At 55.0% G+C, this 13,038-nt stretch carries 12 protein-coding genes; 4 read left to right on the top strand and 8 right to left on the bottom strand.

Going from position 1 to position 13,038, the window contains the following annotated elements; translation table 11 throughout:
• Positions 1–150 precede the first annotated feature (150 nt).
• Both CCASEI_RS13340 and CCASEI_RS13345 read right to left on the bottom strand, forming a co-directional pair.
• Positions 151–1,071: a DUF5926 family protein gene (locus CCASEI_RS13340; protein ID WP_025388264.1), complete on the bottom strand. Its 921-nt coding sequence runs from the start codon at positions 1,069–1,071 to the stop codon at positions 151–153.
• A 32-nt stretch (positions 1,072–1,103) separates the two neighbouring features.
• Positions 1,104–1,820 carry a glycerophosphodiester phosphodiesterase family protein gene (locus CCASEI_RS13345; protein WP_025388265.1) on the bottom strand — a complete coding sequence of 239 codons (717 nt, stop codon included), beginning with the start codon at positions 1,818–1,820 and terminating at the stop codon, positions 1,104–1,106.
• Positions 1,821–2,026: 206 nt separating this feature from the next.
• On the opposite strand from CCASEI_RS13345, the gene CCASEI_RS14550 reads away from it, so the two are divergent.
• Positions 2,027–3,898 (top strand): LGFP repeat-containing protein, encoded by a 1,872-nt coding sequence (locus CCASEI_RS14550; protein ID WP_006822509.1) that lies wholly within the window; start codon positions 2,027–2,029, stop codon positions 3,896–3,898.
• Positions 3,899–3,914: 16 nt separating this feature from the next.
• The gene (locus CCASEI_RS13355; protein ID WP_025388267.1) at positions 3,915–4,580 is read left to right on the top strand and encodes a hypothetical protein; all 666 of its coding nucleotides are present in this window, start codon (positions 3,915–3,917) and stop codon (positions 4,578–4,580) included.
• A gap of 24 nt (positions 4,581–4,604) precedes the next feature.
• Here CCASEI_RS13355 and CCASEI_RS13360 read toward each other — a convergent pair whose 3' ends face one another.
• Genes CCASEI_RS13360 through nadA form a run of 4 tightly spaced genes read right to left on the bottom strand, consistent with a single transcriptional unit; the run spans position 4,605 to position 8,589 of the window.
• Positions 4,605–5,117: a hypothetical protein gene (locus tag CCASEI_RS13360; protein ID WP_006822507.1), complete on the bottom strand. Its 513-nt coding sequence runs from the start codon at positions 5,115–5,117 to the stop codon at positions 4,605–4,607.
• Positions 5,118–5,174: 57 nt separating this feature from the next.
• Complete coding sequence (gene nadC / locus CCASEI_RS13365) at positions 5,175–6,044, bottom strand: carboxylating nicotinate-nucleotide diphosphorylase (RefSeq protein ID WP_006822506.1); 870 nt, start codon at positions 6,042–6,044, stop codon at positions 5,175–5,177.
• A 1-nt stretch (position 6,045) separates the two neighbouring features.
• Entirely contained in the window at positions 6,046–7,560 is a 1,515-nt protein-coding gene (locus tag CCASEI_RS13370) for an L-aspartate oxidase (RefSeq protein ID WP_225868408.1), read from the bottom strand.
• A gap of 12 nt (positions 7,561–7,572) precedes the next feature.
• Complete coding sequence (gene nadA / locus CCASEI_RS13375) at positions 7,573–8,589, bottom strand: quinolinate synthase NadA (protein ID WP_006822504.1); 1,017 nt, start codon at positions 8,587–8,589, stop codon at positions 7,573–7,575.
• A gap of 473 nt (positions 8,590–9,062) precedes the next feature.
• Here nadA and CCASEI_RS13380 point away from each other — a divergent pair, with 473 nt between their 5' ends.
• Positions 9,063–9,260: a hypothetical protein gene (locus CCASEI_RS13380; protein ID WP_006822503.1), complete on the top strand. Its 198-nt coding sequence runs from the start codon at positions 9,063–9,065 to the stop codon at positions 9,258–9,260.
• Positions 9,261–9,294: 34 nt separating this feature from the next.
• Here CCASEI_RS13380 and CCASEI_RS13385 read toward each other — a convergent pair whose 3' ends face one another.
• Positions 9,295–10,242, bottom strand: a complete 948-nt coding sequence (locus CCASEI_RS13385; RefSeq protein ID WP_025388268.1) for an L-lactate dehydrogenase — start codon at positions 10,240–10,242, stop codon at positions 9,295–9,297.
• Between the two features lie 97 nt (positions 10,243–10,339).
• On the opposite strand from CCASEI_RS13385, the gene CCASEI_RS13390 reads away from it, so the two are divergent.
• A complete protein-coding gene (locus CCASEI_RS13390) occupies positions 10,340–12,280 on the top strand; it encodes an alpha/beta-hydrolase family protein (RefSeq protein ID WP_025388269.1) in 1,941 nt (646 codons plus the stop codon).
• A gap of 1 nt (position 12,281) precedes the next feature.
• Here CCASEI_RS13390 and msrA read toward each other — a convergent pair whose 3' ends face one another.
• Positions 12,282–12,932: a peptide-methionine (S)-S-oxide reductase MsrA gene (gene msrA, locus CCASEI_RS13395; protein WP_025388270.1), complete on the bottom strand. Its 651-nt coding sequence runs from the start codon at positions 12,930–12,932 to the stop codon at positions 12,282–12,284.
• Between the last annotated feature and the right edge of the window lie 106 nt (positions 12,933–13,038).

Consider the following 13,038-nt stretch of genomic DNA (forward strand, 5'->3'; position numbering starts at 1 on the left):
GCAAGCCTCAAAATCTGTGAATAACTACGTTGACACGTCACGCAAAGGCCTAAGTTATCCACAGGCAGCACCCTTGAGAGCCGAAAAAGCCTGCTTCCGCACCCCTCTATGGGGTGGCGAAGCAGGCTTCGAGCTATTAAAAGCGCAGTTTTAGCGCAGGGTGACCTGGCGGGACTTCAGGTTCTCCAGCTGCTTGCGCTCTTCAGGGTTGAGCTGAGCGTCGTTATCGATCTCAGCCTTCAACGCCTTCTCCACGCGAGCAAGCTCAGACTCATAAGAGTCATAAGCAACCTCTGGCTGCAGGTCAAAGACTGGTGCAATCAAACCGTGGGTGCGGAAGACGCCAGCGAACTTGGTGCCCTCGCCTAGGTTCATCTCGCCACGAGCAGCAACGCGGGCAATCGCGTTTAGGACGCCGGTCTCGTTCTCGATTGGGAATACCCAACGGATGTGCGCCTTGTCACCGCCGGAGTTAGCCCAGAACAAAGTGCCATCGATATCCGCGCCAACCTGGTGGGATTCAATGACGGTCTCATTAGCCTGGTTCAGGGTCTGCGCGATCTCAGGGGTGATCTGGGTGCCTTCTGGAATCCACCATGCAAAGTCCCGGTGGTCAGTAATCTCCAGAACCGCGGACTTGTCCAGGATGTCCTTCAGGTCTGGCTGCGCGCCATCGGCAGCAGTCGAATCCAAGGTTGCGCCGTCTTCGGCGTTCTTTACCCAGTTCAGGGCATACGCCAGGTCGCGGCCGGGGTTGTGGGTGTGGGTGCGAACCTGCAGCGCAACATATGCGGCGCCGCCAGCTTCCACGTCGCGCACCATAGCTGCCGATGCACCCGGCAAAATCGTACACACATAAACGTCACGGTCAATGCCCTTGACGCTGAGCTTCGCGGTAGCTGAAGGAACGAATTCCTGCATCGCAATAAACTGGGTTTCAGCAGCTAAATCACCGTATGGTCGGGGATCTTTTTCCAAAGCCGCACGCTCTGCCGCACGGGCAGCAAGCTTAGCTTGGCGGCGAGACATACCCTCAGGTAGTTCTTCTTTGTTCTTTTTCTTCTTGGCCATGCCCTACACGATACAGTGACGTTTTAACCTGCTCACATTTGAATGGCGTGCAGCGCGACTTCGGGTTGGTTGGTGGCAAGAATGTCGACACCGTTGGCCCAGGCCCATTTCATGTCTTCAGGTTTGTCGATGGTCCACATGTACGTCGGCAGGCCATACGCGCCGATGGCAGATGGTTGTAGTTTGCCGCGCAGCAAAGACATGCCCAGGCCCGTTGGCTCAGAGAGCAAGACGTCAGGACGGTTGAAATGGCGTTCCCAATCACGACGCAGATAAATCCGGTCCATGTGCGGCGCCAGGGATTTCATGCGGCGGATTGCCCGGTGGGAAAAGGAGATGATGTGAATGCGGGGGTCATCGATAAGCCCTGCATAACGCAGACGAAGCACCACCTGCTCCTCCAAAATGTCCCCCGCCGCACCCGGGTGCTTGGTCTCAATATAAAGATGCTGGCCGCTTGGCTCCCACATCTCTAAAAGCTCATCTAGCAGCAGCGGATACTGCTGCGGATGCTTTTCAGTACCGATGTCGGCGAGCTTTATCTCCGCCCAATCCAGCGCAGAGAGCTTACCGATGCGATCTGAAGTCCTATCCAACGTTGCATCATGATTGACCACGACCTTGCCATCCCGCGACATCCGCACATCGCATTCGATGCCATGAATAGGCAGCTCCAAGGCCTTTTCAAAAGCCAGCGGGCTTAGCTCCGGATACTTTCCCGAATAGCCCCTATGCGCAACAATCTTCAACGTCCACGTCCCTCGCGGTTGGCGCCCAAACACCGCCGGGCGCTTTTTCTCGTGCTCGTCCAACTCTAGTTCAACATCCATGCATGCGCCGGTCTGCTCGATTTGAAACCAACTCGCGCATTTCCCAGCCAAGGCTTCCAATGCGGTGTTAACATCCCTGTAGGGGATTGGTCAGCCTCTTAACAGCGAACGGGGAGTCTTTTATTATGAAACGAACATTCAGCGCAGCAACCATTGCTGTCGCAATAGTGTCAGCAGTGACGATTGGCATACCTGCTGCAGCGCAGCCTCTTGATCCGCATCCAAGCATTTCAGAAGTGCAGCTCAATCCAGAGGAACAGGCACCAAGCCATCCTGCCGTTACCACGACAAACAATTCTGAGGCCGGTGAGGAGCCTTTTGCAGCCTGGGGACTTGCAACACCTCCAGGCGCGGAAAACTACGAAGTCAACCAAGTCTCGGACGAAGAACTCGATCCCCGGGGTGTGGAAGGGTGGCAGCCTACGCCAGATCCTCAAGACGAAATTGTTGACGGTCAGATGCGTTCCGATATCGAAACTGTCCCTGAGGATTTCAGTGATGCAGATGCAGATCGGGCAGAGTTGGCCGAGTCAGCTTTGGAATCAGATCGCGAGATTTCTCTTCAGGCGTCCCCGAGATGCTCAGTGTATTGGCCATCATGGTTTGAAGTCTGTGGCTCAATCAGAGCTAAATACGACTCCATGGGTGGTCCACAAAGCTTTTTAAGCTTGCCAAAGTCATACCAGCTCATCAACCCCGACGGTATTGGACGGCGATCCGAATTCGTCAACGGATTCATCTACTGGCACCCTGACACTGGTGCGCATAGCGTAAGTATTCCAGTTTCTGTCGTTTGGCAGCGCCATGGCTGGGAGGGAGGTTTCCTAGGTTATCCAACGACTAGCGATATGGCGTTAGGTGATCAGTGGTTTAAGCAGTCTTTCCAAGGAGGCCACGTTTATACCCATAACACGCTCCCTGCTTCGCAGGCCAGTATCCAAGGCGCCATTTATGACAAATGGCAGTCACTTGGAGCACAAAACAGTGAGCTTGGCTTTCCCATCAGCGATGAGCTAACTGCTTCTGATGGTATCGGACGATACAACGTATTCGAAGGCGGCATGATCTACTGGACGCCACAACACGGAGCGCATGCCGTAACTGGTGGAATATTGGCCAAATGGGCCTTACAAAACTTTGAGAGAAGCGGCTACGGATACCCTATTGGGGATGCCACTACAAACGAACAAGAGGAATTAACGCAGGACTTCGAAGGCGGAACCATTTTCGCTGATCCAAACTTCTTTTGGCAGCCATTTTCTTGCATTGATGCTATTTCCCGAATCGCGCTCGAAAATTCAGTGGTGGATGACTTTGACTTTATCTGCTCAAACAGGGGCATTTCTCTAACTACGAGTGATACTAACTTTTTCGGGATGCCTACAGTCGACGACGTAGTTGCCACGACTAGTTTCCCCCAGCTCCGTTCAACAAATAGAACCCCAGCGAATATCGGAGTTGAATGCGATCTTCGCGAGCCCTCGAGCATCAGTGGCCCCCTCAGAAGTGGAGCTTACAAGGTAAGCAAGTCGGTTCACCTCTGTTTCGGGCAGACCGAACCTCCAACACCGACCAAGCCATTAAAAGTGAAATGGTCTAAAGAATTGGCTTGGACCATCGCAAACACACTCCCACAACGACAAATCGGGGCAGTTACACTGCAAGTCAATTCCCTAGATCTTCCAGGCTTTACGTTTACCGTAGATAGCAGACTTCAAGAAGACAAGAAATTCCAAATTGATCCTACGATGCAGCGGATGGTCAATACAGTTTCAGATCCTGGCGCAAATAGGTCGAAGGTCGTGAATTACGATATTCCTACTAGACCGGGAACATATTTCGTAGAAGTCACCGGCATCAGTCTAAAAATCCCAGATTGGAATTACAATGCTGAGCTCAACGGACTCAGATTTGCAATAGGCAGGTACCATTGCCCCCAATACCGCTACTACTCAGACCTCTGCGAATTCCCAGATCCAGTCGATGACCACACATAAGGATGACAAATCACAAATGTTTGACAGTTTTCTATGGGATGACTTCTGTAAATGTCAGGGTGTCACATCTATCAAAGAAGACATCGACCCAGTCTCTTCTGGCATTCTCGCTAAGCTCATGACAAAGAATACGTCAGCAGAAGCTACTTTCGACTGCATTTTTTATTCAGATGGCACCTGGGATGAGCAAGGAGCTTTTCAAACTTTCGACGTTTTCCACGTGGACGCCCACCCAGCCCATTCAGCATTTTCAACTGTCCACAATGGGTCAAAGCTTCTGAACTTTGGCCCTCTGATGCGTGACGGTGGGCTGCTTGCCGAACCCAGGCATATTCCCGGATCAGCCTCACCCCAGATCCTTCTTGATTTTGAACATTTTCCATATTTTTGGGGCAGTTCCTTCTCTAGCTCGAATTTTAGCGCCGAGAGTGTGCAGTATCCGCACGCATTTTCCCTTGCTGATTCGCGCTACATCCGAGTTATTTCATACTCTGAAGAAGAATTGCACGCCCACCAACTCTGGCACGAGGTTGTCATCGACACAGAGTTTTCCATAGCAGTTCTCTACGCCCGCCATGTGCAAGGTGGCATCGATAGTGTGTGGACAATGCTTCGTTTCGAACATAACGGCAGTCCTCAAGGGTTCCAAGACAAAAGCATGCAATACCTCTGGTCCTTTTAAGACCTGCGGTATTAAAGAGAATGGTTACTCTCCATACCGCAGGCCCAGAGCCTCCACGTTTAATGAAACAAAATCTCGGTTTAGCCAAATCTTCTGTCTGCTCTGTGTGTTCAAGTCGTTGTAGTAGTTGAGAAATTCATCGACGGCATTTGCCCTCATTTCCGAGTATTCTCCTTCACTCATCCATGTGATTCTGCCAAGAGTGGAGAAATCTACTTTAAAGATCGGATAGTCCCCGGCTAGTGTGTCAAAAGAAATTGAATCGGCAATAGTTTCATAAATATCTGGCGACCACCGGTAGCGAGGATAGCCTGCGGCATATCCTGCGACCGCAACCTGGTTATGGGATTCGACGCTAAACGCGAGAGCAATCTCGAGGTGTGACGGTACTTGTATTATGAACAATGGAGTAACGGTCGGCTTTTCGTTCACCCCAGCATGATTGATGCTGTTTTCGGGGGCGATCCATTTATTTAGGGATGCTGAAAGCGCAGCCGCTAATCGGCTGAGATCGATCTGTTCGATATTTATCCACATAGTTTCTCCTAATACTACTGCGCGCTTTTGGGCACTGGCTTCTTTGCTGATACCGGGTTAGGCAAGATCGAAGCCAAGATCAAGGACACGGCTGGAGTGGGTCAGCGCCCCGACGGCGATGTAATCAACGCCAGTGTCTCTATAGCCTGCGACATTATAAAGTGTGATGCCTCCACTGGCTTCGGTGCGCACACCTGCAGGGCGAGTGATTCCGACAGCGTCTTTGACAACGTCGGGTGCCATATTGTCCAGGAGAATGAGCTCAGCGCCGATTTCTACTGCCTCGGCGACCTGTTCAAGAGTGTCGCACTCGACCTCGACGGGAAGCTCCGGGAACTTGCTGCGCACAGCGGTAAATGCTGCGGCTAGCGAACCTGTGGCTGCAATGTGGTTGTCTTTGATAAGCGCGGTATCGCCGAGTCCCATGCGATGGTTTGCTCCCCCACCACAGCGCACAGCATATTTCTGGAGCACGCGCATACCAGGAATGGTCTTTCGGGTATCGCGCACGGTGATGCCGGTGTCTTGCAGAATCTGCGCCCATTGATGGGTAGCGGTCGCCACGCCGGACAGCTGAGACACGTAATTGAGGGCAATGCGCTCAGCAGTCAACAAAGTGCGCACCGGCCCGGTCGCACGCAAAAGAGTCTGGCCTGGGGCAACGGTAGCGCCATCGTTGAGCCGCACTTCAATATCCAATTCCACGCCGTCCCGTTCCGCCGTGATTTGGAGTGCCAAAACAGCAAGCGGAAGACCGGCAAGACAGCCGTGCTCCCGGGAAACAATGGCCGCCGTACCTGTGGCGTCGGCTCCAATGGTAGCGATGGTGGTCGCGTCTGGGCCCCACGCGAGGTCCTCATCAAGAGCAGCACTGACATGAGAGCGGGCCTCTTCCCAATCAAGACCGTCGGCTGATGAAATCGTCATATCAAGCTCCTGCATAGTGGTAGTTCGTGGTGGTTGCGGCTACGTCATCGCTGCGGCGGTGACAGCCCAATGATTCGCTTCGCTGCTGTGCAGCACGCGCGATGGCTAGTCCTGCCCAGGCCATGTTTGTCGCATCCAGGGTTGCAGCGTTGAATGCACTGGCTTTGGGAAGTGAGGTCAAGATGTTGATAGCCGTGGTCAGGTCAGTATCGTTGCGGACTACCCCGACGTAGTCGTCCATGACTGAGCGGATGGCAGCAGCATCGCCGACAGGTGCGACCGCAGTGCGCGCGACAGGGTGGTGGGTAGAAGCAGTCCTTCGCGATTCCGCCAGGCGGATACCACATCGATGCCCCGCCACCAGTGCCTCGGTCAAAGAGTTTGAGGCGAGCCGATTCGCCCCCTGGACGCCGGTGCCAGCAACTTCACCAATAGCGCTGAGACCTGACAGACTTGTTCTCCCATCAAGATCGGCGGCTATGCCACCGCAGTGATAGTGAGCACCGGGTCTAACTGGAATCAGATCGACGGTGGCGTCCACGCCGCGTTCGATGAGCATGGCGTGAATTGTTGGGAAGCGCTGTGGGAAGTCAGCAATCGAGCGGGCATCAAGATAAACGTGCTCTGAACCGGTGGCACGCATGCGCGCGATAATCTCGGCGGACACTACGTCACGGGGAGCTAAGTCTGCCTGCGGGTGACGGCTGCGCATGAAACGCTCACCGCGTTCGTCGATGAGAATCCCTCCCTCGCCGCGGACGGCTTCGGAGATGAGAACATCTTTTCCACCGCTTCGCGGGACAGCCAGGACCGTTGGATGAAACTGCATAAATTCAATATCGCGAGTCGCAGCACCAGCGCGCAACGCCATGGCCAAGCCATCGGCGGTAGCCACATCCGGATTGGATGTCAGCGTCCACAGGGCGCCGGAGCCGCCGGCGGCTAGCACGACTTCATCGGCAAGCCAGCGTCCAACCTGTCCATTGTGAAGCACGCGCGCACCGCAAACGGTCCCATCCGCGGTAGTCAATAAATCAACGGCACGGGTGTGCGGGATAATGCGGATTCCCCGTGCTGCAGCGGCGCGCAGCAGCGTGGATTCGACTTCCCACCCTGAGCTATCGCCGGCGTGAACAATCCGGCGGAAACGGTGACCACCTTCGAGGTGAAGGTCATCGTCAAAGCGTGCACCGTGCGAAACCAGTCGCTTAATCGCCTCGCCGGCCTGGTGGACGAGCTCGCTGATCCGATCGCGTGCGCCATGGAATGCCCCGGCGGCCATTGTGTCCTCAATGTGCGAGGCGAATGAGTCTTCTGGGGAAGTAACCGCCGCCAGACCGCCCTGCGCCCACGCGGTCGAGCTATCAGCGGGCTTGGCCCGGGTAATTATGGTTACGCAGCGGTCGGGATTAGTCTCCACAATCCCAAGGGCTGCGGATAAACCGGCAGCTCCCGAGCCGATGATGAGCACGTCGGTGGTTTCAACAAAGGCATCACTTGGGGTTGCAAGTTCCATTGTCATGGGCGCCTACTCGCCTCCGCCGGGATTACCTATTGGAATCATGCGCTCGACGGCGCTGCGTGCTACCGCCGCGATTTCCTCATCGACGAATACCTCATCGCGGCCATAGCGCAAGCAATCCAGCAACTTTTCGGGCGTGATCATCTGCATATAGGGGCATGCAGCCTGCGGATTGACCGGCATGAACTCCGTGGCGGGATTGGCCTTGCGCAGCTGGTGCAACATGCCAATCTCCGTGGCAACAAGGACGCGCTCACTTGTCGTTTTCTTCGCGGCCTCGAGCATCCCACCAGTCGATAAAATTTGCGTGGTCTCTCCTGGAATCTCTCCGGACTCAGCCATCCACAGCGCAGTGGTGGTGCAGCCACATTCCGGGTGAACAAAAAGTTCGGCGCCCTCATTGGCTCGCACAGTATCGACCAAGTCGCGCGGTGAAATATCAGCATGAACGTGGCATTCGCCGAGCCAGACATGGATATTGTCGCGGCCAGTCACGCGGCGCACGTGCGCGCCGAGGAACTGATCCGGCAAGAACAGAATCTCTCGGTTCGGGTCGATAGAACGAACCACATCTGCCGCATTCGAGGAGGTGCAGCAGACGTCGGTTAATGCCTTTACTTCAGCCGTGGTGTTGACGTAACTGACCACAATCGCGCCTGGGTGCTCCGCCTTCCACTCGCGCAGTTGATCGGCGTTAATCGTGTCCGCCAATGAGCATCCAGCGTTGGCATCCGGAATAAACACCCGCTTGTCGGGCGAGAGAATCTTGGCGGTCTCAGCCATAAAATGCACACCGCAGAAGATCACTTCATCTGCATCGGTAGCTGCTGCGATGCGCGAAAGCCCCAAGGAGTCTCCAACATGGTGGGCCACGTCCTGGATCTCGGGCAGCTGGTAGTTGTGCGCAAGAATCACCGCATTGCGCTGGTGCGCCAACTCCCGCACTTCTTCAGCCCAGTCGATGCCAAAGGTACTTTCGGCGCTTATTCGATCAACGGTGACGGTGTTCTGTTTGGTTGCCATAATGGCTTCTTTCCTTACACATTTCGCCGGGCTGGGTCACCCGACTTCGCAGTTTTTGCCCCACGGGCTATAACTCCGGCCAAATGTACCACTCGCACTTTTGAAAAGGAAAAATCCATCCCGCGATCCGCTCGATGAAGTATTACCGCCGTCACATAAATGTCGGCGCATGCTGCAGATTTCTAAGCGATTGGGCTTTGCGCCCTTGGAATGAATTTTTATGTGAGACCATTCTTCGTTAGCAACCGCCAACGAGGCTATGTCGAGCAGTCTCCCCTAATATTTCATTGCAATCGACTGGCCGGCAGCTGCCAATCTGCGCGGGTCAAGATTTCGTCACTGCTGGTGAAAGACTCGCGCGTGCATTGCATCACGCCCATAGCTCAGGTTCGAGACATTGATGTCCTTGACGCGGCTCTCTGCGCGCCCCTACTTTGAGTGTGGCCGAACGCAACTACGAAAGGCGCAGAATAATGATTGCTAGCGTTATCTTTTCCATTCTCAATCTGGTCATCACCGTGGCTATCCCCATCATCTTGGTGTGGATGGCGCTAACGCTAAGGAGCATCAACAAGAAGCTCGAAACGCAGAGAGAAAACGTAAATACGCAGACCTACCAGGAGCAAACGCCGGTTGCTCAGCCAGCGGGCCAGTCGACGGACCAGCAGTAAGTCTTTGCTCCTGGTAGTTAGCGCTGATTAGCGCTTAAGCGAAAATCTGGTTCTTGATGTCCAGCAAGGTGTTCACCGAAGCATCAAGACGTTCTTTCTCATGATCGTCGAGGTCTAGCTCGAGTACTCGGGCGACGCCATTGCGGTTGATAATCGCTGGAGTCCCAAAGTAAATATCGTTATAGCCGTAGTGGCCATCAATGTAGGCCGAGACTGGCAGAGCAACGTCTTGGTTCTGAATAATCGCGCGGGTGATGCGCGCGAGTGCCATTCCGATGCCGTAGCTCGTGGAGCCTTTGGCATCGATGATGTGATAGGCCGCGTCGCGGGTCTGTTCAAAGATTTCTTCAATGCGCTCATTGAACCCGGGTTCCTTTTCCGCCTGGCGAGCGAGCGGAACACCGCCAATATTTGCCGAGGACACTACCGGCAACTCAGAATCGCCGTGCTCACCAATGATGTAGGCGTGCACCGAGGTTGGCGCGATATCAGCCATCTCACCGAGCATGTAGCGATAGCGCGCGGAGTCCAATACTGTGCCCGAGCCAATAACCCGTGAGGTGGGCAGGCCGGACGCTTTCCACACGGCATAAGTCAGCAGGTCAACTGGGTTGGTGGCGACAACAAAAAGACCATCGAAGCCTGCCTCCATGGCAGAGCCGACGATGGTGTTCATAATGGTGACGTTTTTATCCACCAAGTCCAAGCGAGTCTCGCCTGGCTTTTGTGCAGCGCCTGCGCAGATAACCACGATGGCTGCATCCTTGCAGTCTTCATACGTGCCTTCGGTAACGCGGGTGCGCGAAGGCGCCCACACCACGCCATGGTTTAGGTCCATGACGTTTCCTTTAAGCTTCTTTTCATCAATATCGATGATGGCGAGATGGTCAACGGTTCCCTGGTTTACCAATGCATATGCGTAGGCGACACCAACATCACCCGCGCCGATGAGGACAACTTTGTTTCCAACTTGAGGGCTCATAACTCTCATTATGCCTGTAAATCCGGCATTTGGCTCGCCTGCCCAGCGTTGGAAACTTCACATGCAGAAAGCACCATGTTCTGGGATAATTAGCGACATGAATCAGAACGCGCGCACGCCACAGATTGCCCAGCTTGCGCGTTCACTGTTTAAGAAATTCGCTTCAAAGAAATCGACTGCAAAACAGCCTGCGGCCCCTGACACGGCTCCGCCCGCCAAGATTCTGCCCACTCCGGTGCGCCGGTTGGCTTATGGGGCGGCATCGAAGTCGCTCAAGTTGGCATCGGAAAGCTTGCGTCTTTCCATCATCGGCCTGGAATTGCTCAGCGATATCACCCCGGCGCTCCGAATGGCGCGCCGCAACCGGTTGCCACACAGCATGGCTGCGGGTGTTTTGGGCGCTGAAGTCGCCACTTGGGCTGCCATCTGGCCATCTCTGCTCCCGCGTCCGTGGTGGGTGACGGCACTCAACGTTTCCATCGGCCAGGCGGTCGGCCACTTTTTCGCGGCCTCCGCAGCGTTTGGTCTCAAGAACGCACTGCGTGCTGCGGGTAAACGCCCACAAGACCACCTCACCCCGCGGTTAAAGCGCAACGCGCACTGGGTGATGGGAACCATCACCTTGGCGGCGATGGCTAATTCCGTACGCAACCAGGGCATTCAAGCAAACCTGGTGAGCAAGTCCTATGACCGTGGTCCGCTGCAAGCCGCCATTGGTGTCTCCGCGGGCACGTTAGGATATGGCGTGCTTTTGCTCATTGGTGAAGCCGTCCAATTCACCGTTTCCCGGTTGTCGCGGCAGATTGGCCGCGCGGTTCCCATGCTGGTGGCCTGGCCGCTGGCGGTCGCAGCGTTGATTTATGTTGCATTCGCACTATCTGACCGCGTGGTGCTGCGCCGATTCATTCGTTCCGCATCAGTGCGCGCACAGCGCCTCAACCAGTCGGTCTTCCCCAACTCCATGATGCCCTGGGAGCCGGAACGCTCCGGCAGTCCGTGGTCTTATGAGCCGTGGACCGCAGTGGGTGCACAAGGCCGCCGCTTTTTGTCATCCGGACCAAGGGCGCATGACATTGCCGAAATCATGGAATTTGCCCGCGCGCGTGAACCAATCCGTATTTACGCCGGGCTGACCTCCGGGCGGTCTTTGCGTGGGCAGGCGCGGCGCATCATGAGTGAGATGGATCGAACCGGTGCCTTCCACCGGGACACCATCATTATTCAGATGCCCGCTGGTTCCGGCTGGATCAATGAGTGGTCTGCTGCGGCACCGGAGTTTCTCACCAAGGGCAACTGCGCGACGGTGACCATGCAGTATTCGATTCTGCCATCGGCAATTTCCTATGTTGTGGATAAACAGGCCCCGCTTGAAGCAGCGCAGCTGATGACCCGCGCGATTAGGCACCGTTTGGATTCCATGCCGGAAGATAACCGCCCCAAGCTGTACTTAGCCGGTGAATCTTTGGGGGCTTTCGCGCATTTGGATAATTACGACTCTCTGGAAGAGCTCCTCGCTATATGCGATGGCGCGGTCTTTACCGGGCCACCTAGCATGACAAAGTTTATGTCCAAGCTTTCACCAGATCCTGGGTCTTTGGAGCGCGTACCTGTGATTGACGGTGGGCGTCACGTTCGTTTTGCTGCGGCACCTGCGCACACCCGCCACGATCCCTTCGGGCGCAGCTACGCCAATTCATGGCAGCGCCCGCGGGTTCTCATCGCTCAGCATGCATCGGACCCAATTGTGTGGTGGTCAAGCTCGCTGATTTATAAACGCCCCGGTTGGATGCATGAGTCAACGCCCTCCACCTTGTACGCGGATACGTTCCACGCGTTGGGCTGGGCGCCGATCATTAGCTTCTGGCAAATAGGCCTCGACCAAATTAACTCTTTGAACGTTCCTGGTGGCCACGGGCACAATTACTATGAAGAAACGTTCTGGTACTGGGATTCGGTTTTAGGTTCCCAATCACGCGTTCCCCTCACTCCGCGGCTAGCGCAGCGCGCGGAGAAGTGGGTGCGTGACCACCCAAGCTAAGCTAGTCGCACTTCACTCCGGTGGAGTGGTGCGGGCAGTAGCCATTAGGCACCTTGTACAGGTACTGCTGGTGCTCATCTTCAGCCAGGTAGTACTCACCAGAATCAGTGTCACTGGGCAGCTTGACCTCAGTGGTCATGGCGCCGAAGCCGTTTTCAGCCAGCTTCTTGTCGTAGCTATCCACCAGTTCCTGGATAAGCTCCAGCTCTTCCTGGGTGCGTGGGTAGAACGCGGAGCGGTATTGGGTGCCCACGTCATTGCCTTGCCTAAATCCCTGGGTTGGGTCATGCGCTTCGAGCGCCATGACCACTAGTTCCTTGAGGCTGATCTTTTCTGGATCGTAGGTAATTTCTACAACCTCAGCGTGATTGGTTTGGCCACGGCAGACCTCAAAATAGGTTGGGTTCGGGGTGGTGCCGCCGGCGTAGCCCACGGAGGTGGATTCCACGCCTTCGGTTTCCCAATACATTTTTTCATGTCCCCAGAAACAGCCCAACGCCACCAATAGTGAGCGTTGGCCTTCCTTCCACGGACCGGTAATTGGAGTGCCCAAGACCGCGTGCGGACGGGGGTTCAAAATAGGTTCTGAGCGGCCTGGCAAGGCATCTTCTTTAGAAACAAGTTGAGGAGTCGGAGCAAATAAGAACGACATCGAAATCGTCTCCTTTCTGTTTTTACTCAACCTACACCACCGCCAAAAAATTCCACTACCAGCTAGTTAACAGCATTCAGTCACACTACCGTTGCCAAAAGAATGA

Source organism: Corynebacterium casei LMG S-19264 (genome assembly GCF_000550785.1).
GTDB lineage: Bacteria > Actinomycetota > Actinomycetes > Mycobacteriales > Mycobacteriaceae > Corynebacterium > Corynebacterium casei.